Origin of the sequence: Klebsiella sp. FDAARGOS_511 (genome assembly GCF_003812845.1) — a bacterium.
Lineage (GTDB): Bacteria > Pseudomonadota > Gammaproteobacteria > Enterobacterales > Enterobacteriaceae > Klebsiella > Klebsiella grimontii.
The window spans coordinates 4,208,090-4,228,367 of sequence record NZ_CP033824.1 but is presented as its reverse complement, the minus strand read 5'-3'; the positions used below and the strand labels follow the sequence as shown (position 1 = coordinate 4,228,367).

General features: G+C 59.4%; 19 protein-coding genes. 14 read left to right on the top strand and 5 right to left on the bottom strand.

Annotation, left to right across the window (positions count from 1 at the left end; translation table 11 throughout):
- Positions 1-41 precede the first annotated feature (41 nt).
- From EGY08_RS21445 to EGY08_RS21435, 3 genes are all read right to left on the bottom strand, one after another.
- Positions 42-2,237: a CBM35 domain-containing protein gene (locus EGY08_RS21445; RefSeq protein ID WP_004124146.1), complete on the bottom strand. Its 2,196-nt coding sequence runs from the start codon at positions 2,235-2,237 to the stop codon at positions 42-44.
- Between the two features lie 12 nt (positions 2,238-2,249).
- The gene (locus EGY08_RS21440; RefSeq protein WP_123828884.1) at positions 2,250-3,587 is read right to left on the bottom strand and encodes a maltoporin; all 1,338 of its coding nucleotides are present in this window, start codon (positions 3,585-3,587) and stop codon (positions 2,250-2,252) included.
- 223 nt (positions 3,588-3,810) lie between these two features.
- Positions 3,811-5,082 (bottom strand): PTS sugar transporter subunit IIC, encoded by a 1,272-nt coding sequence (locus EGY08_RS21435; RefSeq protein ID WP_049113211.1) that lies wholly within the window; start codon positions 5,080-5,082, stop codon positions 3,811-3,813.
- Between the two features lie 174 nt (positions 5,083-5,256).
- Between EGY08_RS21435 and EGY08_RS21430 the strand changes: the two genes are divergently transcribed.
- The 9 genes from EGY08_RS21430 (at position 5,257) to sitD (ending at position 12,971) form a co-directional block, all read left to right on the top strand.
- Positions 5,257-5,571 (top strand): PTS sugar transporter subunit IIB, encoded by a 315-nt coding sequence (locus tag EGY08_RS21430; RefSeq protein ID WP_004104871.1) that lies wholly within the window; start codon positions 5,257-5,259, stop codon positions 5,569-5,571.
- A 9-nt stretch (positions 5,572-5,580) separates the two neighbouring features.
- A complete protein-coding gene (locus tag EGY08_RS21425; RefSeq protein WP_004134311.1) occupies positions 5,581-6,903 on the top strand; it encodes a PTS cellobiose transporter subunit IIC in 1,323 nt (440 codons plus the stop codon).
- A 23-nt stretch (positions 6,904-6,926) separates the two neighbouring features.
- Complete coding sequence (locus EGY08_RS21420; protein WP_004104873.1) at positions 6,927-7,241, top strand: PTS lactose/cellobiose transporter subunit IIA; 315 nt, start codon at positions 6,927-6,929, stop codon at positions 7,239-7,241.
- A gap of 189 nt (positions 7,242-7,430) precedes the next feature.
- A complete protein-coding gene (locus tag EGY08_RS21415; RefSeq protein WP_004124157.1) occupies positions 7,431-8,345 on the top strand; it encodes an ROK family protein in 915 nt (304 codons plus the stop codon).
- Between the two features lie 56 nt (positions 8,346-8,401).
- Positions 8,402-9,364 (top strand): LacI family DNA-binding transcriptional regulator, encoded by a 963-nt coding sequence (locus tag EGY08_RS21410; protein WP_004124158.1) that lies wholly within the window; start codon positions 8,402-8,404, stop codon positions 9,362-9,364.
- Positions 9,365-9,542: 178 nt separating this feature from the next.
- Complete coding sequence (locus tag EGY08_RS21405; RefSeq protein ID WP_123828883.1) at positions 9,543-10,460, top strand: metal ABC transporter substrate-binding protein; 918 nt, start codon at positions 9,543-9,545, stop codon at positions 10,458-10,460.
- Positions 10,457-11,278 carry a manganese/iron ABC transporter ATP-binding protein gene (locus tag EGY08_RS21400; RefSeq protein WP_004124160.1) on the top strand — a complete coding sequence of 274 codons (822 nt, stop codon included), beginning with the start codon at positions 10,457-10,459 and terminating at the stop codon, positions 11,276-11,278. Before EGY08_RS21405 ends, EGY08_RS21400 begins: the two co-directional genes overlap by 4 nt.
- Entirely contained in the window at positions 11,275-12,123 is an 849-nt protein-coding gene (sitC, locus tag EGY08_RS21395; RefSeq protein ID WP_004124162.1) for an iron/manganese ABC transporter permease subunit SitC, read from the top strand. The genes EGY08_RS21400 and sitC overlap by 4 nt, the downstream gene beginning before the upstream one ends.
- Entirely contained in the window at positions 12,117-12,971 is an 855-nt protein-coding gene (gene sitD / locus EGY08_RS21390) for an iron/manganese ABC transporter permease subunit SitD (RefSeq protein WP_049112340.1), read from the top strand. The genes sitC and sitD overlap by 7 nt, the downstream gene beginning before the upstream one ends.
- Positions 12,972-13,036: 65 nt before the next feature.
- Here sitD and EGY08_RS21385 read toward each other — a convergent pair whose 3' ends face one another.
- Together EGY08_RS21385 and EGY08_RS21380 are read right to left on the bottom strand one after the other, a co-directional pair.
- The gene (locus EGY08_RS21385; RefSeq protein ID WP_004124166.1) at positions 13,037-13,387 is read right to left on the bottom strand and encodes a nitrous oxide-stimulated promoter family protein; all 351 of its coding nucleotides are present in this window, start codon (positions 13,385-13,387) and stop codon (positions 13,037-13,039) included.
- Between the two features lie 76 nt (positions 13,388-13,463).
- A complete protein-coding gene (locus tag EGY08_RS21380; protein ID WP_004124173.1) occupies positions 13,464-13,748 on the bottom strand; it encodes a SelT/SelW/SelH family protein in 285 nt (94 codons plus the stop codon).
- Between the two features lie 422 nt (positions 13,749-14,170).
- Here EGY08_RS21380 and EGY08_RS21375 point away from each other — a divergent pair, with 422 nt between their 5' ends.
- From EGY08_RS21375 to EGY08_RS21355, 5 genes are all read left to right on the top strand, one after another.
- On the top strand, positions 14,171-16,540 hold the full coding sequence (locus EGY08_RS21375) for a TonB-dependent receptor domain-containing protein (protein WP_004124176.1): 2,370 nt from the start codon (positions 14,171-14,173) through the stop codon (positions 16,538-16,540).
- Between the two features lie 71 nt (positions 16,541-16,611).
- Positions 16,612-17,652 (top strand): hemin-degrading factor, encoded by a 1,041-nt coding sequence (locus tag EGY08_RS21370; RefSeq protein ID WP_123828882.1) that lies wholly within the window; start codon positions 16,612-16,614, stop codon positions 17,650-17,652.
- Positions 17,649-18,467: a heme/hemin ABC transporter substrate-binding protein gene (locus EGY08_RS21365; RefSeq protein ID WP_049115738.1), complete on the top strand. Its 819-nt coding sequence runs from the start codon at positions 17,649-17,651 to the stop codon at positions 18,465-18,467. Before EGY08_RS21370 ends, EGY08_RS21365 begins: the two co-directional genes overlap by 4 nt.
- Positions 18,467-19,462, top strand: a complete 996-nt coding sequence (locus tag EGY08_RS21360; protein WP_004124183.1) for a FecCD family ABC transporter permease — start codon at positions 18,467-18,469, stop codon at positions 19,460-19,462. The genes EGY08_RS21365 and EGY08_RS21360 overlap by 1 nt, the downstream gene beginning before the upstream one ends.
- Positions 19,455-20,234, top strand: coding sequence for a heme ABC transporter ATP-binding protein (locus tag EGY08_RS21355; RefSeq protein WP_087829829.1), 780 nt, complete (start codon positions 19,455-19,457; stop codon positions 20,232-20,234). Before EGY08_RS21360 ends, EGY08_RS21355 begins: the two co-directional genes overlap by 8 nt.
- The last annotated feature ends 44 nt before the right edge of the window (positions 20,235-20,278 follow it).

Genomic DNA, 20,278 nt, shown 5'->3' with positions numbered 1-20,278 from the left:
AGTTAAAAAAGGCCGCACCCAACGGGCGCAGCCAATAAGCACTACTCTGCAACCACTTCAATCGATTTGATAAACATGTAGCCCCAGTCGCCGGCGAATTTACCGAAGTCGATGCGGTTATCGCCGGCCTTCAGCTCAACCGGCACCAGCAGCTGCTGGCCCTGTTCATCGGTCTGCGGGAACTCAACCGCGATTGGCGCGCCGTCGTTGACGATAAACGAGTTTTTCTTGCCGCCCCATTTGCCACTGAACGTCACCCGCAGTTGATACTTGCCGGCCCACGGCGCGGAAACCTGCCAGCTCACCTTATCGCCGTCGTTGGCGAACGGGCCGAGGAAGCCGTCTTCGTCAATCGTCAGCGCGTCTTTCTCGCTTTTCGCCGCCGCAATTTTGCCATCGGTCACGTTCAATACCCCGCCGCCAAAACGGCAGTAGTCGGCGGGGACTTTACCGACGGCTTCCGTCACCGTGACCTTAACGGTTTTGCTGCTTTTGAGCAGACCGTCATCGGCACTAAAGGTCAGCGCGTATTCACCGGGGGCGCTGAACCAGGCGCGGGTTTCGGCTTTATCCGTCGCGCAAAAATGAGCCTGCGCGCTGCCGCCGTTGCTCCAGTTCACCTTTACGTCGCGGTCCGGGAGCCCGTCATCGCGCCAGCTCGCGCTCAGCTGCACGCCCTGATCCTGGCTGGTGGTAAGCCTCTCCGCCAGCGCGACTACCGGCGCCTGATTCGCCTGGGTATGCTTCACGCTAATCACGTTCGAAGGCGCTGAGCTGCCGCTCTCGTTCTTAGCGATGACGCGGTAATAGTAGGTATTCCCCAGCCGCAGACTGCGATAGTCATCGCGGAACAGATCCATCGTCTGCGGGTTCCATTCGTTAACGCCGTCGGAAATGTCGCGCCCCACCACCTTCCACGGCCCGGATGCCGAATCGGCGCGCTCAACATCGTAGGCGCGTCCTACCGCCGCCCCCAGCCAGTTGATCGCAAAAGGTGAATCCGTCGCCCGCAGCGTCGGCGCATCCGGCTTCGGCAGCGGCGGCGCTTTCTCCAGCCCGGTCATCTGCGCCGCGGCGGTGCGCACCAGGTCGACCACTTCCATCTCCTGATTGGCCTTACCTTCCACCGGGAAGCCCGGCAGATGGTAGCTGTAGTGGCCGGTGGACTCTTTATGCCAGTAGAAGCCGCCGTCGTGACGATGACCGCGGAAGCCCCAGATTAAACCGCCCGCCGCCTGCGCGCCGTTGACTTCGCTATGGACGATCGACTGCATAATGGCGTTAAGCTGCTGCGCGTCCAGCAGGCCGAATTCGCCCACCATATAGACTTTCTTACCCGCTGCCGCCGTCAGGTCTTTTTTCACCTGATCGGGATGGTTGTTATCGGCATTGGTGTAGTAGTGGTTGCTGACGATATCGACATGGGGATCGTTAAGCGCAAACCCGTTAATTTTCTTGTAAGTGCCATCGACCACCAGCTGATGCGGCGCCCACTTTTTGATCCACGCGGCGGTCTGTTGAAGAAACGCCGCGTTGGTGTCTTCCAGTTCGTTGCCGGTCTCCCAGGCCATAATCGCTTTTTCGTCATAATAAGGACGACCGGTCACGCTGTTGGTACGGGTGATGACCTGGCGAATCACGTCCAGATAGGCCTTGAAGGTTTTACTGTCGGTACGGTAAAAATCCTCCGGCTTTTCGTAGTAGAACGCCGCCAGCTGCTCGCGACCGCCCCACCACCACCAGTGATCGATAAACGGCAGGATCAGGCGCAGCCCCTGTTTGTCCGCCTCGGCGATCATGTTGTCGTATACCCGCATTGCCTTTTCATTCAGGCGCGGCATGCCGTCGGCGGTTTCCGGGGCCAGAATATGGGTTTCGCGACCGCAGGCCTCGTCAAACGCCTGCTGCACCGAGAGCACGTATACCCGCTGCGCCCTGGCGCCGGTTTGCACCAGCGCCTTAATCCAGTTTTCCTGCTCTTCCGCCGTCGGCCAGCGGAAATATTGCCCCCAGCCGCGCGAGTCGGCCTTGCAGGTACCGCGCGCATCGTCCTCAATACGGTGCAGCTCCGGCGCGTGGATGCCCGCAAAGCGGAAAACCTTGTCGCCGTCTTTTAGCGTCGCACCGTCGCGGGTAATAAAGTGTTCAAAGTGCGAGCGCTCTGCGGCCATCGCTCCTGCGCTTCCCAGCGCCGAAAGCAGCGCGACGAGCATCAGTTTTGTCACCGGCTTAATCATCGTTATCTCTCCTTAGAACCAGACTTCGGCCTGCACGCCAAAGTTCAGCGTGTCGGTGTCGCCGCTGCGCGAGTAGCCGCCTGCGGAAATAGTATTGGTGTCCCAGTTATAGTTGCCGTCCAGCGCGTCGGACACGCCTTTATCCCACTTCGCGTAAGTGACGAAGAAGCGCAGCTGCGGGCGGGTCCAGAAGCCGGAATCAAAGGTCAGGGTCGGCGCGATGGTCACTTTCGTCAGGCCGCCTTTGCCTTTACCGTCCACGCCTTTGTAGTTTTTATCGTCGAGATATTCGTAGCCCAGCTCGTACTGCATGGCGAAGTTTTTGGTGATCTGCTGATACGGGCGGATCCCCGCCACCCAGCTGGTGCGTCCCCAGCCGTTGGCATCTTCCGTCCACCAGCGGTAGTTTTTGTCTTTCTGATAGTAGGCAAACGTGGAGATTTCCCAGTCGCCGAGCGAGGCCATGTTATCCAGCACCACGCGCCAGGACTGGGTATCGTCGAGGTTTGCCCAGCCCCAGCCGTTTTTCCCCAGCGAGTCTCCCGCCGCCAGACCGCGCCCGTACTGGAAGACCACGCGAGAGTAGCCGCCGGTCAGGCCGTAAAAGCCGTCAAAGTTGTAGACGCCGGTCACGCCGTAGCCCTTTTCCGCCGAGGACGGGTGCTTCTCGTTGCGGTTCATATGATGGCCAATCAGCTCAAGGTCGAAGCCGGTGCCGCCGATCTTTTTCAGCCACAGATTGAGCGAGTAGTCATCCGGATAGCCCTGATCGCCTTTGTCCACCGGGTAGGCTTTGGTTTCGTCGGTTGGCGAGAAGGCGTATACCCCGGCATCGAAGCGCGCGAAGCCGAGATCCATATTGTCGAAGCCCCCGCCGGTGCCGTTGTACTGAATGTACTCCCAGTCGAACTGGTGGCTGGAGGTGTTGGAGCTACTGTAGCGCTTACCGGCCCAGAAGGTCATTTCCGGGGCGAAGTCGAGGTTTGACAGTTCGGCAAAACCTTCACGGAACTGCACATCATGCCCGTCGTCGTCCTGACAGTTCCAGTCGGAGGTGCATTTCGACTGATGGGTAATGTTGGCCTGGACTTTAGCCACCACGCCGCTGTCCGAGGTTAACGTCACCGTCGGGATCAGTTCGATCTTGGTGTCCTCCTCGTTTCCCAGACGCCACTTGCCGTCCGGCATCAGACCAACCGAGTCGGCGCGGTTGCCGTCGGCGTTGGCGAGGATCCCTGAACGGATATAGCCGTGGAGCATAAAATCGTACTTCGGATCGGCGATGGCGCAGTCGCTCATCACCGCAAGGGCGAGTAAAGACAGAGGTATTGAATGATTTAGCCTGATCATTTTTATTCCTTGGTTATTTTTTTATTAACACTGCCTGAGAACGGGAGGAAATTTACGGATCAAAAATGGAAATGTACATCCGTTAACGGAAAGCGCTTTCCGTAATTGCCGGATGAGTTCACAATTTTAACGAGAGCGGGCGAATATTTGTGATGAGGTTCACATAATCTGGCAGATATAAAAAAGCCCACACGCGGCGGGCTGTGGCAGGCAGGCGAAAAGCTTAGCGTTCGGCGTCGGCGAGCTGCCGTTCATAGACCTTGAAGAACGGACGATAGAGCATCCAGGCATTAAAAATGGCGAACAGGCACATGCAGAGGTTTTTCCAGCTGCCGTTAGCTGACCACGCCGCGCCGAGCGGCGCCGGCATCGACCACGGCAGCATCGCCACCGCCCGATCGAGAATCCCCAGCTGGGTTAAATACCATGCTATACAAGCATTTATCAGCGGAACAAACAGAAACGGCAGCAGAAAGACCGGGTTCATGATAATCGGAAAGCCAAACAGTATCGGCTCATTGATGTTAAACAGCGAGGGTAGCAGGCCAATTTTCCCCACGCTTTTCAGCTGCCGGGAACGACTGCGCATCGCCATAAACACCAGCGGTAAAGTGGAGCCGATGCCGCCGATCAGCAGGTAAAAATCCCAGAACCCCTGCAGGTAAATATGCGGCAGCGTGGCGGAACCGGCGGCCAGCGCCTGCTGGTTTTCAAACAGATAGGTCATCCAGAACGGGTTCATAATCCCGGTGATAATCAGCGCGCCGTGAATGCCGACAAACCAAAGCAGGTTACAGATAAATAAAGAAATTAATACCGCGGTTAAGGTGTCGGACGCCACCACCAGCGGCCGCACCGCTTCGCTAATCAGCTCCGGTAAAATGCGCCCGGTACTCTGCAGCAGCAGCGCGTTGATGACGCTGATGGAGAGCATCACCACCAGCAGCGGGATCAGCAGCTGAAAGCCGTTGCGGGTCATCACCGGCACCTCTTCCGGCAGGCGGATGCACCAGCCTTTCTTGTAGAAGAAGCGCACGATCTCAATGGAGTAAGTACTTGAAATCAGAGCGGTAAAAATCCCCATCCCGCCGAGGAAAATATTGGTCGCGCCGTTGCCGCGAAAGCCGATAAACAGCAAGAACGCCAGGCAGCCGGTCAGCCCGCAGAGCCGCTCAGGCAGCCGGTACTGCTTGGCAAGACTGGCGCTGGCGCCGAAGGCCACAATCAGCGCCACTAGCCCGATGGTCAGTTCGAAGGTCGGCAGCAGAATGGGCCGTAGCTGGAAATAGAACTGGCCGAAAAACGATGCGCCGTCGATGGAAACGGGCGGAAACAAAATCGGCACCAGCAAACTTCCGACAATCACAAACGGCATCGCCAGCGCAAAGCTGTCGCGCATCGCCGTGATGTGGTTATTGCGCGTCAGAACGTTGGCCAGCGGCGCCAGCCGCTGCTCGATGATATCGACGACAACATTCATCAACTGAATGTTCATAGTCCTGCCTTATAGGAATAGTTTATCGCCAGGATGATCGCGCACTCCCGGATAAAGTAAAAGCCCGCCATAGGTGATCGTTGTCACAATAAATAAATCCACAAACGGAAAGCGCTTTCCGTTTTATATCCATTATGACTATAGTCGGCGCATCCATCTCATCAGGAGCGATATATGAAAAAGATAATGTTGTGCTGTTCCGCGGGCATGTCCACCAGCCTGCTGGTGAAAAAAATGATCGCCGAAGCCGAGCAGCGTGGTCTGCCGGTGGAGATCAACGCCTTCGGCGTCGCGGAATTCGATCAACAGGTCGGCCATTACCAGGTGGTCCTGCTGGGGCCGCAGGTGAAATACATGCAGAAAGATCTGCAAAAGCAGGCTGATAAATACGGTATCCGCGTGGAACCCATCAACATGATGGATTACGGCATGCAGAAAGGCGGCGCCGTACTCGATTTCGCGCTTTCCCTTATCGATAACAAAAACTAAGGAAAGATCATGAGCTCTCTGTACGCGAAGCTGATCGCCGTGATTGAACAGAAGATCACGCCTATGGCGGGTGCGATTGGCCAGCAAAAATACGTCACCTCCATCCGCGACGGTTTTATTACCGCCCTGCCCTTTATGATCGTCGGATCGTTTTTGCTGGTCTTTATTTTCCCGCCGTTTTCTCCGGATACGACGTGGGGATTTGCCCGCGCCTGGCTGCAATTTTCTCTCGATCATCGCGATGCGCTGATGCTGCCGTTTAACTTCAGCATGGGGGTAATGACGCTGTTTATCGCCGTCGGGATCGCCGCCAGCCTGGCGAAACACCACAATCTGGACTCGCTGACCGCCGGAATGCTGTCGCTGATGTCGTTTCTGCTGGTGGCCGCGCCGCTGAAGGATGGCCAGATCTCCACCGCCTACTTCTCCGGCCAGGGGATCTTCACCGCGATTCTGGTGGCGATTTATTCCACCGAACTGTACGCCTTCCTCAAGCGTCACAACATTACCATTCGTCTGCCGCCGGAAGTCCCGGCGGGCGTGGCGCGCTCGTTTGAAATCCTGATCCCGGTGCTGGCGATCGTGCTGACGCTGCATCCGCTGAATCTGTTTATCGAAGCGCAGCTGGGGATGATTATCCCGGAAGCGATCATGTCGCTGGTGAAACCGCTGGTGGCGGCCTCCGATACCCTACCGGCGATCCTGCTGTCGGTGCTGGTGTGCCAGGTGCTGTGGTTTGCCGGGATCCACGGGGCGCTGATCGTCACCGGGATTATGAATCCGTTCTGGATGGCGAACCTGTCGATCAACCAGGCGGCAATGGCCGCAGGCACCGCGATCCCGCATATCTACGTCCAGGGCTTCTGGGATCACTACCTGCTGATCGGCGGCGTCGGATCCACCCTGCCGCTGGCTTTGATGCTGCTGCGCAGCAAGGCCGTGCACCTGCGAACGATTGGCCGGATGGGCGTGGTGCCGGGCGTATTTAACATCAACGAGCCGATTCTGTTTGGCGCGCCGATCATCATGAACCCGCTATTCTTCCTGCCGTTCGTGCTGGTGCCGATGATCAACGCGACCCTGGCCTACTTTGCGCTGAAGCTGGACCTGGTGAGCCGCGTGGTGTCGATGACGCCGTGGACGACGCCCGCCCCTATCGGCGCCTCGTGGGCGGCGAACTGGAGCTTTAGCCCGGTGATCATGTGCCTGATTTGTATGGCAACGGCGATGGTGATGTACCTGCCGTTCCTCAAGGCCTACGAAAAACAGCTGCTGGAGCAGGAACACGCTAACGCGGCCGCCCAGGCCGAAAGCGCGCCGCAGTCCGCATAATTCATACTATTCAGAGGGTTATCATGGAATTAGAAGAACAGGTGATGGGTATCATCATCAACGCCGGCCAGTCGCGTAGCCTGTGCTACGAAGCGCTGAGCTGCGCTAAAGCGGGGGATTTCGCCGCCGCCGACGAAAAAATGAAAGAAGCGGCGCATTTCGCCCGCGAGGCGCATCGGGTGCAGACCCAGCTGATTGAGGCCGACGAGGGAGAGGGTAAAACCAAAATGACCCTGGTGATGGTTCACGCTCAGGATCATCTGATGACCTCGATTCTGGCGAAAGAGCTGATCGGCGAACTGATCGCCATTTACCGCTCGCGACCGCTGCACGCGTAGAGTTCCTCCTCTCCAGGAGTGAGGAGATGACCTGGCCCGGGTAAGGCGTTTACGCCGCGACCCGGGAAAACGGTAAATGCTCATGTCACCTGGCTGACTTCCCGGCTCGCGCTGCGCTTAGCCGGGCTACCTGGACAGCACGCGTAGCTCCCTCTCGGAGAAAACCGGCTACCACGATTAAGGACAACCATGCTACATCTCGGTTTAGACATCGGCGGCACCAAAATGGAAGCCGTCCTGCTCAACGCGGCGGGCGAATGCGTCTATCGCCAGCGCCGTCCGACGCATAAAGAGAGCTACGACGCGTTTATGCAGCAGCTGCTCGGGCTAATTGAGAGCGTCCGCGCCTGGAGCGAGCGTCCGTTTACCCTTGGTATCGGCCTGCCGGGGGCTATCGACCCACAAAGCGGCCTGATTAAAAACTGTAACTGTCTGGTGCTTAACGGCCACGACCTGCGTCATGACCTGATACGGGAGCTCGGCCAGCCGGTATGGATGGCGAACGATGCCGACTGCTTCACCCTCTCTGAGGCGGTGGACGGCGCGGGCGCGGGGGCGATGACCGTTTTCGGCGTTATCATCGGCACCGGCTGCGGCGGCGGCGTTGCGGTGAACCAACAGCTGCTCAGCGGGCCTAACGCCATCGCTGGCGAATGGGGACACAATCCCCTGCCGGGCTACTGCCCCGATCGCGACGGCCCGGCACAGCCCTGCTACTGCGGAAAAGAGAACTGCATCGAAAGCTTTATTTCCGGCACCGGCTTTGCCCGCCGCTACGGCGCGCAGGCGCGATCCGAGGCGATTATCGCCGCCGCGCAAAACGGCGATCCCCAGGCGCTGGCCCACTGGCGGCATTTTATCGACGCTTTCGCCCGCAGCCTGGCGTCGGTAATCAATATCCTCGATCCGCAGGTGATTGTGCTGGGCGGCGGGCTCTCCAACGTCGGGCAAATCTATGAGCAACTGCCGTCGGCGATCGTCCCGTATCTCTTCTCCGATAGCTGCCGAACGCAGATCAAACAGGCCCGCTTCGGTGACGCCAGCGGCGTGCGCGGCGCGGCCTGGCTGCCGGTTCTGGCCGATGCTGAAGCCGGTCGGCGGTAGACACTTTTTTCAGCAGGTATGCTAAGCTAGGCGAAAATATTCAGACAGAAAATGCCATGCCAACCATTGATGATGTTTCAAGATTAGCGAATGTCTCCCGAGCGACGGTATCCCGCGTGCTGACCGGCACGCGGGGCGTGCGCGAAGAGAGCCGGGAAGCGGTGCTGCGCGCGGTAGAGGAACTGAACTACCGCCCGAGCTTTGCCGCGCAAAACCTCGCCAGTCAGACATCCAATCACGTGGGGCTGGTGATCCCGGCGAACGATGACAGCAGCGGCGCGCGCCTGCTACCGATGCTCTCGCTAGCGCTGAAGGGGCTGAATAAAAACCTGATTGTTCAGTACGTGACGGATGCGGCGGAACAGGCGGCGGTCGTCGACGATTTACAGCGCCAGTGCGTGGCAGTGGTGGTGCTCGGCGCCGTCCCGGCGGATGCGCCGCGCAACGTGATCTCCTTTGACCGCTTCAGCATTGCCGGGGTCAATAATCAGGGCTACGACTACGCTTTTGCCACCGAGAGCGCCTGCCGCTACGTGATCGGCAAGGGCCATCGCAATATCGCGCTGCTCGTTGATAACGACAGCGATGACGCCAGCCGCCAGATGCTCGAAGGCTATCGCAACGTCCTGCAAAACTACTCCATCCCTTTTAACCGCCAGCTGATGCTGGCGGCCAACGATAACGTTGAACAGGCGCTGCTGACGCTGATTAACAGCTTCAGCAAATACTCGGTGATTATCGTGAAACGGGACCGCTACGCCGCCGAAGCGATGCGCCTGCTGCGCGAGTTCAACGTTGCCGTACCGCAGGAGGTCTCGCTGCTGAGCCTGGAAGATTCTCCCCTTGCCTCGCTGCTCAATCCGCCGCTGACGTGTATCTCCTGGCCGCTGGAGCAGCTGATGGAGAACTGCCTGCAGCGTATCCGCAACCTGATTGACGAGCGCCCCACCTTCTCTCCCGAAGGGCGTACGCTGGCGGGCCGCCTGATCCCCCGCCAGTCGGTGGCCGATCTCTCCTGATTTCAGCGTCCGGCCTTCCGCGTGGCCGGGCCTTTTTCTCTCCCGCCGCGGGTTCGCACGCTAATCATTCGCCTTACATCTAAATAAGAATTATTTTCATTTATAAATAGCTTGTGCTATATAACATAGCAATGGCTATAAATGATGATTAATTAACCGCAACGTTGTGAGGGACCTTATGCTGCACCTGCCACCCCTGAAGCATCTGATATTTGCCGCCACGCTGGCGCTGCTGGCCGTCGCCCCCGCCCAGGCAAAAGAGAAATTTAAAGTGATTACCACCTTCACGGTGATCGCCGACATGGCGCAAAACGTTGCGGGCGACGCCGCCGACGTCAGCTCCATCACCAAACCGGGAGCCGAGATCCACGAATATCAGCCAACGCCCGGCGATATCAAACGCGCGCAGGGCGCACAGCTGATCCTCGCCAACGGCCTGAACCTTGAACTGTGGTTCGCCCGCTTTTATCAGCACCTGAACGGCGTACCGGAAGTGGTGGTCAGCAACGGCATTCAGCCGATGGGCATCAGCGAGGGGCCGTATAACGGTAAGCCCAACCCGCACGCGTGGATGTCGGCCGACAATGCGCTGATCTATGTCGATAACATTCGCGACGCGCTGGTGAAGTACGATCCTGAAAATGCCGACGCCTATCGCCATAACGCTGAGACCTATAAAGAGAAGATCCGCCAGACCATGGCGCCGCTGAAGGCGGAACTGGCGAAGCTACCGCAGGATAAGCGCTGGCTGGTAACCAGCGAGGGGGCGTTCTCCTATCTGGCCCGCGATAACGGCCTGCAGGAGCTCTATCTGTGGCCGATCAACGCCGACCAGCAGGGCACGCCGCAGCAGGTGCGGAAAACCATCGACACCATGAAGAAAGCGCATATCCCGACTATCTTTAGCGAAAGCACCATTTCCGATAAACCGGCGCGTCAGGTGGCAAGAGAAGCCGGCGCCCACTATGGCGGCGTCCTGTACGTCGACTCCCTGAGCGCCGCCGATGGCCCGGTGCCGACCTATCTCGACCTGCTGCGCGTCACCACCCAAACCATCGTCCAGGGCATCAACGACGGACTAAGGAAACAGGCATGAGTCACGAGCTACCGGGTCTCGCGGTCAACAATGTCAGCGTGACCTATCGCAACGGTCATACTGCCTTGCGCGACGCCTCGTTCCGCGTGCCGCGCAGCGCCATCGCCGCGCTGGTCGGGGTGAACGGTTCGGGCAAATCGACGCTGTTTAAAGCGCTGATGGGCTTTGTGCGCGTCGGTAAAGGCGATATCGCGATCCTCGGCCAGCCGGTTAACCGCGCCCTGCGGCAGAACCTCGTCGCCTACGTTCCGCAGGCGGAAGAGGTGGACTGGTCTTTCCCGGTGCTGGTGGAAGATGTGGTGATGATGGGGCGCTACGGCCATATGGGCTGGCTGCGGCGGGCTAAAGCGCGCGACCATGAGATTGTCGATGCCGCCCTGGCGCGAGTCGGCATGAGCGAGTACCGGCAGCGCCAGATCGGCGAGCTCTCCGGCGGGCAGAAAAAGCGCGTGTTTCTGGCCCGCGCTATCGCTCAGCAGGGAAAAGTTATTCTGCTGGATGAACCCTTCACAGGCGTCGACGTGCAGACCGAAGCGCGCATCATCGAGCTGCTGCGGGAGCTGCGCGACGAAGGCTGCACCATGCTGGTTTCCACCCACAACCTCGGCTCGGTGAGCGAGTTCTGCGACTACACGGTAATGGTCAAAGGCACCGTGCTGGCCAGCGGCCCGACGGAAAGCACCTTTACCGCCGAAAACCTCGAACTGGCTTTTAGCGGCGTGCTGCGCCACGTGGTGCTGAGCGGCGCGGAAGAGAGGATTATTACCGACGATGAGCGGCCGTTTATCAGCCGCCGGGCGGCGGGAGGCGAAAGATGAGCTGGCTGCTGGAGCCGTTTGGTTATCAATATATGCTGAACGCGATGTGGGTTTCAGCGCTGGTGGGCGGAGTGTGCGCGTTTCTCTCCTGCTACCTGATGCTCAAAGGCTGGTCGCTGATTGGCGATGCCCTCTCCCACTCTATCGTGCCGGGTGTAGCGGGCGCTTATATGCTCGGCCTGCCTTTCGCGCTGGGGGCGTTTCTTTCCGGCGGGCTGGCGGCGGGCAGCATGCTGTTTCTTAACCAGCGTTCGAAGTTGAAGGAAGATGCAATTATCGGCCTGATCTTCTCCTCTTTTTTCGGTATCGGCCTGTTTATGGTGTCGCTGAACCCGACCTCGGTGAATATCCAGACCATTATTCTCGGCAATATTCTGGCTATTGCTCCAGAGGATATTATTCAGCTGGCGGCAATTGGCTTTATTTCGATGGCGATTCTGCTACTGAAGTGGAAAGACCTGATGGTGACCTTTTTCGATGAGAATCACGCCCGCTCGATTGGCCTCAACACCAGCGGGCTGAAGCTGCTGTTCTTTACCCTGCTGGCGGCCTGTACCGTGGCGGCGCTGCAAACCGTCGGCGCGTTTCTGGTGATTTGCCTGGTGGTGACGCCCGGCGCCACCGCCTGGCTGTTGACCGACCGCTTCCCGCGCCTGCTGGCGATTGCCGTCGCGATTGGCAGCCTGACCAGCTTTTTCGGCGCGTGGCTGAGCTACTATCTGGACGGGGCGACCGGCGGAATTATCGTCGTCGCCCAGACGCTGCTGTTTTTAGCCGCGTTCGTTTTCGCGCCGAAGCACGGCCTGCTCGCCAGCCGTCGCCGCGCCAGGGAGGCCTCATGCTGAGCGCGCTGCTTGAACCTTTCCAGTTCTCCTTTATGGTCAACGCCATGCTGGTGGCGGCGATCGTTGCCATCCCCTGTGCGCTGCTGTCGGTGTTTTTGGTACTCAAGGGCTGGGCGCTGATGGGCGATGCCATGAGCCACGCGGTTTTTCCGGGCGTGGTGGTGGCGTATATCCTCGGTATCCCCTTCGCCATCGGCGCGTTTATCGCCGGGCTGTTCTGCGCCATCGCCACCGGTTATCTCGACGATAACAGCCGCATTAAGCGCGATACCCTCATGGGCATCGTATTTTCCGGGATGTTTGGCGCAGGCCTGGTGCTGTACGTGTCGATTCAGTCGGAGGTCCATCTCGATCATATTCTGTTTGGCGACATGCTGGGTATTTCCGCCAGCGATATTGTACAAACGTCGCTGATTGCGCTGGCGATTGCGCTGATAATCGGGCTTAAGTGGCGTGATTTTCTGCTGCACGCCTTTGATCCGCAGCAGGCGAAGGCCAGCGGATTGCGCTGCGGGCTGCTGCATTATGGGCTGCTGTGCATGATTGCGCTGACCATCGTGGCGACGCTGAAAGCGGTGGGGATCATTTTGTCGATTTCGCTGCTGATAGCGCCGGGGGCGATTGCTCTGCTGCTGACCCGGCGTTTTGTCAGCGCCCTGCTGCTGGCGGTGGCGATGGCATTAAGCTGTTCGCTGGGCGGCGTGTGGCTGTCGTTTTATCTCGACAGCGCGCCGGCGCCGACCATTGTGGTGTTGTTTACCGCCCTGTTCGTTATCGCATTTGTCTGGACCTCGGTTCGCGATAGTCAAACCACGGCCCGTTCCGGCGAGGCCCCGGGTCGCGGCTGACGCCTTACCCGGGCTACAGACCGCGCGAATTGTAGCCCGGCTAAGCGCAGCGCGAGCCGGGGAGTTTATTGCGGCTTTTTGGGCCGATACTTTTCCGGTAACTCCGGTACCGGGCGTTTGTCATCGATCAGGTGGCGAATTGTCAGAATCGGGTGCCGCCAGAGCATCCTCGGCCCTGCCCAGCGCATAATCCGCTTCATCTCTTCGCGTTTTGCGGGCTGGTAGCAGTGCACCGGGCACTGCTTGCAGGCGGGCTTCTCTTCGCCAAAAACGCATTTATCCAGCCGCTTGTCGGCATAGGCGTTGAGCGCCTGATAGTGTTCGGTATCGTCGCGGGCCTCCGGGCAGCGGCGCTGATAGAGCGCGATCATGCTGCTAATGGTCTTTTTTTCCCGCGCAATACGTTTGCCTGCCATCGCCTGTTCCTCCCGAAAAAGATGCATTCATAATACACATTCAGAGAGAGCGATGCAGCCACATACTCCCTGAGGATTATGCCGGTTTGTCCACGTGCCCCAGCGATTTTTCCGGGAAGCAAACGTCGCGCACCCGGCGCTTGAGCTCAGCCGCGTCAGGGAAACCGCCATCCTGCTTGCGCTCCCAGATTTGCACATCATCAACGGCTACCACGAAGATCCCGCCGGTTCCCGGAATCAGCGTGACCGAAGCAATGTCGGTGCTAAAGCTGTGCAGCAGTTCCTGGGCCATCCAGCTGGCGCGCAGCATCCAGTTGCACTGCGAACAGTAGGTGATGGTAATCGCGGCTTTGTGGCTCATCGGCTTCTCGCTGTCGGTAAAAGGGCAAATTGTAAACAACTTGCAGATTAATTGAAGATAACATGATTATTTTGTTGCAAACGATAATACCTATCATTACCATTCGCAATCAATAAGCATGGAAAAAAAACGTCCAGTAACGGAATAACCGGACACACCTGCACTCTGGAAGTAACGCGTGAGCCAATACTCAAAACCTATCCCAGTAGGCGTCATTGGCGCAGACAGTTTGAACACGGCCAGCGCGGAAGAACCGCAGCGTACACGTAGTACGTGAGGATTATTCGCTACGCTCCCCCTTCGGGCCGCCCTGAAGGCGTTCAAAACTCTATGAGTTTTGTCTGAGCACTGCCCAGGTTCAAAATGGCAAGCAAAATAGCCCTAATGAGATAGGTTCTAATAATTATTAAGGCGTGGCTACTATGTATAACTCCACTCAATCAACAGCATGGTTCAAGAAAAGCCTGCTGGTGACTTCTTTGCTTACAGCAATTTATCAGACTTCCGCCGGGGCGGCTGATACCACCGCGAAAACCACCAGCAGCGCATCGACTGATGACAGCTCGGAACGGATGACCGTTACCGCGCCGGCGCCGTTGCTGAAAGCGGGCAGCGAACATTCGATCGGCGCTCAGGAGCTGCAGGATAAAGGGGCCAACGACTTTGGCTCCATCATGCGCTACGAGCCGCTCATTAGCGCCACCGGCGCCAGCGGCGGTTCCGGCAACGGCAAAAGCGGCTTCGACCGCGGCGGCTATACCGGCTACAACATACGCGGCATGGAGAGCAACCGCGTCGGGATCGACGTCGACGGCATCGCCCAGCCGAACGCCACCGGGCGCAGCTACGCCAGCCGCGCGGGCCTCAATACCTTCGGTATGGGCCGCGACTACATTGACCCCTACATGTACGGCAGCATCGATATTCAGTCCGGGGCGACATCAACCGATACCGCCAACAGCGCCATCGGCGGCAACGTCTCTTTCCGTCCGAAATCCGCGGATGACTACCTGCATCCGGGCAAAACCAGCGCCTTCGGCTACCGCAGCGGCTATGACTCATCCGATCGCAGCTGGCACAACGGCGTCACCGTTGCCGGCGGCGACGAGACCCTGCGCGGGATCTTCGTCTACAGCCGTCGCGACGGTCAGGAGACGGAGAATAACAGCGGGACCGTTGATTCCTATCCGGCAAACTGGCACTCCAACGCCTTTATGGCCTCGGGGATCTGGCAGCCGAATGACGAACATAAGCTCACCAGCACCTTCGATTATTACCATAAAACGAACCACACGCATTATGACGCCTGGGACTCCAGCGGCAACAGCGTTATCGGCACGTCAAACCAGACCAGCCAGACCCGCCGCTGGGGACTGAGCCTGAAGGACGACTGGACGCCGATGAACGACTATATCGACAGCGTATCGACCAAGGTCTACTACCAGCATACCGAGGCCCATGACTGGACCTATATGCCGGACAGCATCACCCGCGCAATGCAAACGGTGAGCTCCGACTACGATACCGACACCTGGGGCATTCAGAGCGCGCTGGCGAAATCGATAGGCCGCCACGATCTGAGCGCCGGTTTTAACGCCAGCACCACCAAAACCCAGCGTCCGTTAACCCAGTCGCCCACCCCGAGCGCCTTTAGCCAGATCATGCAACCGGACGCCGACAGCCGCGGCTATATCGTCGCCGGCTTCCTGCAGGACAAAATTAATTTCGACCTCGACGAGCATAACTTTGCGGTTATCCCGGGCATTCGCGTGATGCATCAGTCGACCAGGCCGGAGAACGTCTCCGATCTGGCAAATAATAGCAGCGTGCTGACCGGTTCCGACGTGTCAAATCTGTACGGTAAGAACGCTGATACCCAGGCGCTGCCGTCGCTGGTGTTGCAGTACGATATCACCCCGCGCCTGATGACCTATCTGCAGTATCAGCGCGGCGCGCAGTTCCCGAACGCCAGCCAGCTGTACGGTTCGTGGAACCTCGGCTCCAGCTACGCCGGACGCGGCCAGTATGCGCTGATCGGCAACACCGATCTGAAAACCGAAACCAGCGATAACGTTGAGTGGGGGATGAAGGGCGAAGTGGCGGAAGGCATCACCATGCGCACCGCGCTGTTCTACAACACCTATAAGAACTTTATCGCCTATACGCGCTACACCCGCGCCAATAATCCGGCGCAGTTCACTAACGTACCGTCGAACATCTACACCATTTACCAGGCGGAAAACCGCGATAAAGCGTATATCTACGGCGGCGAAATCAGCGCTAAATTCAACTTTGGCAGCTGGTTTGAAGAAGTTAATGGCCTGAGCGCCACCCTCGCTTACGGCTATAGTGAAGGGCAATCGAAATCCAGCTACAGCGGCGATAAGTACGTCGACCTTGATAGCGTCGCGCCAATGAAAGCCATCGTCGGCGTGGCGTGGGACGATCCGGCAAAAGTGTACGGCACCGCGCTGACCGCCACCTTTGTTAAGGGCAAGCGCGCCACCGCCACCAACCGTGAAAGCTATACCAACTCCGGCTCCGCGATTACCGATTCGACCAGCGAATATATGCGCGTTCCGGGCTACGGCATGCTGGACTGGACCGCGTACTGGCAAGTCGCGAAGAACGTGCGCGTCAACGGCGGCGTATACAACATTACCGACCGTAAATACTGGGATTATCTGAGCAGCCGCAATATCGAAACGGCGACGAATCAGGACGCCAACGACAGAGCGCTGGCGGTGATGCCTGGCCGCACCTGGCAGTTGGGCGTTAACGTCGATTTCTGACCGGCCAATAATAAGAAACCTGCTCCCCGGCCGCGCGCCGGGGAAACTCATCGTAGAGAAGGATGTGAATTATGCACAACACCCAAGCGCAACATCTCCCGCTGTGGCAGCGCTATCTGGCCACGAAAGCGCAATCTTCCGCGAAATACGCCCGGGATATCGCCGCCGAAATGGGGATTAGCGAAGCCGAACTGACCGAAGCCCGCCAGGGCTACGATGCCGTACGTCTGCGGGACGATGCCCGCGCCATTCTGACGGCGCTCGAAGCCGTGGGGGAAACCAAATGCATCTGCCGCAACGAATACGCAGTGCATGAGCAGGTTGGCGAATTTACCCATCAGCATCTGAGCGGCCACGCCGGGCTGGTGCTCAACCCGCGCGCCCTCGATCTGCGCCTGTTTCTCAGCCAGTGGGCCAGCGCTTTTCGCCTGAACGACAACGGCCGCCAGAGCATCCAGTTCTTCGATCCGCACGGCGACGCGCTGCTCAAGGTTTACACCACCGGGAATACCGACATGGCGGCCTGGGATGCGCTGATTGCCGAGCATACGCAGCAATCGCCTGCCCCGCTGGCGATTCGCCCCGCCGCTCCGCTGAAATATGCTGATTCCGCCGACGGCGAGGCGCTGGAAAACGAATGGCGCGCCATGACCGACGTTCACCAGTTCTTCGGCCTGCTGAGAAAATATAACCTGTCGCGCCAGCAGGCTTTCCGCCTGGTCAGCGACGACCTCGCCTGCCGCATTGACACCCGGACGCTGCCGGGCCTGCTGGAAACCATCCGCCAGGATGGCAACGAGATCATGATTTTTGTCGGCAACCGCGGCTGCGTGCAGATCTTCACCGGCGCGCTGGAAAAGGTCGCCCCGATGCGCGGCTGGCTGAATATCTTCAACACCGCGTTTACCCTGCATCTGCGCGAGGAGAGCGTGGATGAGATCTGGGTGACCTGCAAACCGACCTCTGATGGCCACGTCACCAGCGTCGAGCTGTTCGCCAAAGACGGCACGCAGATCGCACAGCTGTTCGGTCAACGCAGCGAAGGCCACCCGGAGCAGGCGCAGTGGCGTGCGCAGGTTGATCGTTTGACCACCGAAGGGCTACTGGTATGAAGCGCTGGCTGATATTGCTTGCGGCGTTCCCGCTGTTGGCCAGCGCCGCCGCCGAACGGATTGTCTCGCTCGGCGGCGACGTCACGGAAGTGGTTTATGCGCTTGATGCCCAGCAGCAACTGGTGGCGAAAGACAGCACCAGCACCTGGCCTGCCGCCGCGCAGAGCCTGGCGGATGTCGGCTATATCCGCCAGCTGAGCGCCGAGGGGATCCTCTCCCTGCGGCCGACGCTGGTGCTGGCCAGCGCCCAGGCGCAGCCCTCGCTGGTGCTGAAAAAGGTTGAAGAGAATAAGGTTAAGGTAATCAACGTACCGGGCGGCTACGACCTTCCGGCTATCGAGACAAAAATTGCCGTGATTGCCGACGCCCTTGGTAAGCAGAGCGAAGGTAACGCCCTGCGCCAGAAGGTTCATCAGCAGATTGCGCAAATTCCTTCCCAGCCCGTGAACAAGCGGGTGCTGTTTATTCTCAGCCACGGCGGTATGAATACCATGGTGGCCGGGAAACAAACCGCGGCGGATGGCGCAATCAGGGCGGCCGGGCTGCAAAATGCCATGCAGAGCTTCGACCATTATCGCAGCATGTCGCAGGAGGGCGTTATCGCAAGTAATCCGGACCTGGTGGTGATCTCCGCCGATGGGCTGAAAGGCATGGGCGGCGAAACGGGGCTATGGAAGCTGCCCGGGCTGGCGCAGACGCCTGCGGGACGCCATAAGCAGGTACTGGTGATAGATGATATGGCCCTGCTCGGCTTTAGTCCGCGCACTCCGCAGGCGGTGCTCGCGCTGCGGCAAAAAGCGGAGCAACTGCCCTGATGCGCTCCCGCCCTGCCCGTCATCTGTGGTTAATGACGCTGCTGCTGGTCATCCTGACGCTGCTCGCTACGACCCTGGGCGCCATGCGCCTGCCGTTGACCAGCCTGCTGCCCGCCGGCGATGAGATCCTGAGGAACATCTGGCTGACCATTCGCCTACCGCGTGTGCTGCTGGCGCTGCTGGTCGGCGCCGCGCTGGCGCTCTCCGGCTGCGTGATGCAGGGGCTGTTTCGCAACCCCCTCGCCGATCCGGGACTGTTAGGGATCAGCGGCGGCGCGGCGCTGGCGGTGGCCTGCTGGCTGGTGCTGCCCCTGTCGGTGCCGCTGATCGTGGCGCTATACGCGCCGATGCTGGCGGCGTTTATCGGCAGCACGGCGGTGATGGTGGTGATTTTTATCCTCAGCCGGGCGGGAGACGCCTCGCTGTCGCGCCTGCTGCTGGTCGGCATCGCCATTAACGCCCTGTGCGGCGCGCTGGTCGGAGTACTGGCGTGGATCAGCAACGATACTCAGCTGCGCCAGCTTTCCCTCTGGGGTATGGGCAGCCTCGGGCAGGCGGAATGGTCGACGCTGCTGGTGGCGGCCACGTTGATGATCCCGGCCTCCCTCGTGGTGTGGGCGATGGCTTCGCGGCTTAACCTGCTGCAACTGGGCGATGAAGAGGCGCACTATCTGGGCGTCAACGTTCGCGCCCTGCAGCGGCTACTGCTATTGTGCAGCGCATTGCTGGTGGCGTCGGCAGTGGCCATCAGCGGGATTATCGGCTTTATCGGCCTGGTCGTGCCGCATTTGATGCGGATGTGGCTGGGGCCGGACCATCGCGGCCTGGTCCCCGGTTCGCTGCTGTGCGGCGCGATACTACTGCTGCTGGCCGACACGCTGGCGCGCACCGTTGCCGCTCCCGCGGAGATGCCGGTCGGGCTATTGACCAGCGTACTTGGCGCGCCGTGGTTTCTGTGGCTGATTTTTCGTCGGGAGAAAGAGACGCATGGATAACCGCTATAGCGCGCGTTCGCTGTCGCTGCGTCTGGGTCACCGCCAGATTGTTAACGATGTCTCGCTCCAGCTCCGCGGCGGCGAGATGGCGGCGCTGATTGGCCCCAACGGCGCCGGTAAGTCGACCCTGCTGCGCCTGTTGACCGGTTTTTTAACCCCCGACGACGGCGAACGGCTGGTGGAAGGCCGCCCGCTGGAGAGTTGGTCGGCAGAGGCGCTGTCCCGTCGCCGGGCGGTGATGCTGCAGCGAACCCAGCTGCACGCCGACTGGCCGATCGAAACGGTTATCGCCATGGGCCGCTCGCCGTGGGGCGGCACGCCAAATGAGGAGATGATCCGCCGGGTAATGGAAGAGACCGGCTGCGATCATCTGGCCGGGAGACGCTACCCTTCCCTCTCCGGCGGCGAACAGCAGCGGGTGCAGCTGGCCCGCTGTCTGGCGCAGCTGTGGCGCGATGGCGCGCCCGAGGGCTGGCTGTTTCTCGATGAGCCCACTTCAGCGCTGGATCTCTATTACCAGCAGCACCTGCTGCGCTTGCTCAAACGCCTGACCCGCAGCCGCCGCCTGCACGTCTGCATAGTGCTGCATGACCTTAACCTCGCGGCGCTGTGGGCCGATCGGATTCTGCTGTTGCATCAGGGGAAATTGGTGGCGCAGGGCACGCCGCAGGAAGTGATCCAGCAGCCGATTATCAGCCGCTGGTACGGCGCGGAGGTCAGCACAGGCGAACATCCCGATGCGGCCGTTCCGCAGGTCTATCTGGCGCCGTGAGCCGAGGAAATGATTGTGCCGACGGCGGCTAACGCTCTGCCCGT

Excerpts from the sequence above, each read along its gene's own strand:
- EGY08_RS21385 (WP_004124166.1), bottom strand. The coding sequence starts at position 13,387 with ATGGCAGGCAAACGTATTGCGCGGGAAAAAAAGACCATTAGCAGCATG.
- EGY08_RS21400 (WP_004124160.1), top strand. The coding sequence starts at position 10,457 with ATGAGTCACGAGCTACCGGGTCTCGCGGTCAACAATGTCAGCGTGACC.
- EGY08_RS21375 (WP_004124176.1), top strand. The coding sequence starts at position 14,171 with ATGTATAACTCCACTCAATCAACAGCATGGTTCAAGAAAAGCCTGCTG.
- EGY08_RS21420 (WP_004104873.1), top strand. The coding sequence starts at position 6,927 with ATGGAATTAGAAGAACAGGTGATGGGTATCATCATCAACGCCGGCCAG.
- EGY08_RS21365 (WP_049115738.1), top strand. The coding sequence starts at position 17,649 with ATGAAGCGCTGGCTGATATTGCTTGCGGCGTTCCCGCTGTTGGCCAGC.
- EGY08_RS21355 (WP_087829829.1), top strand. The coding sequence starts at position 19,455 with ATGGATAACCGCTATAGCGCGCGTTCGCTGTCGCTGCGTCTGGGTCAC.
- EGY08_RS21370 (WP_123828882.1), top strand. The coding sequence starts at position 16,612 with ATGCACAACACCCAAGCGCAACATCTCCCGCTGTGGCAGCGCTATCTG.
- EGY08_RS21425 (WP_004134311.1), top strand. The coding sequence starts at position 5,581 with ATGAGCTCTCTGTACGCGAAGCTGATCGCCGTGATTGAACAGAAGATC.
- EGY08_RS21415 (WP_004124157.1), top strand. The coding sequence starts at position 7,431 with ATGCTACATCTCGGTTTAGACATCGGCGGCACCAAAATGGAAGCCGTC.
- EGY08_RS21410 (WP_004124158.1), top strand. The coding sequence starts at position 8,402 with ATGCCAACCATTGATGATGTTTCAAGATTAGCGAATGTCTCCCGAGCG.
- sitC (WP_004124162.1), top strand. The coding sequence starts at position 11,275 with ATGAGCTGGCTGCTGGAGCCGTTTGGTTATCAATATATGCTGAACGCG.
- EGY08_RS21430 (WP_004104871.1), top strand. The coding sequence starts at position 5,257 with ATGAAAAAGATAATGTTGTGCTGTTCCGCGGGCATGTCCACCAGCCTG.
- EGY08_RS21435 (WP_049113211.1), bottom strand. The coding sequence starts at position 5,082 with ATGAACATTCAGTTGATGAATGTTGTCGTCGATATCATCGAGCAGCGG.
- sitD (WP_049112340.1), top strand. The coding sequence starts at position 12,117 with ATGCTGAGCGCGCTGCTTGAACCTTTCCAGTTCTCCTTTATGGTCAAC.
- EGY08_RS21360 (WP_004124183.1), top strand. The coding sequence starts at position 18,467 with ATGCGCTCCCGCCCTGCCCGTCATCTGTGGTTAATGACGCTGCTGCTG.
- EGY08_RS21405 (WP_123828883.1), top strand. The coding sequence starts at position 9,543 with ATGCTGCACCTGCCACCCCTGAAGCATCTGATATTTGCCGCCACGCTG.
- EGY08_RS21445 (WP_004124146.1), bottom strand. The coding sequence starts at position 2,237 with ATGATTAAGCCGGTGACAAAACTGATGCTCGTCGCGCTGCTTTCGGCG.
- EGY08_RS21440 (WP_123828884.1), bottom strand. The coding sequence starts at position 3,587 with ATGATCAGGCTAAATCATTCAATACCTCTGTCTTTACTCGCCCTTGCG.
- EGY08_RS21380 (WP_004124173.1), bottom strand. The coding sequence starts at position 13,748 with ATGAGCCACAAAGCCGCGATTACCATCACCTACTGTTCGCAGTGCAAC.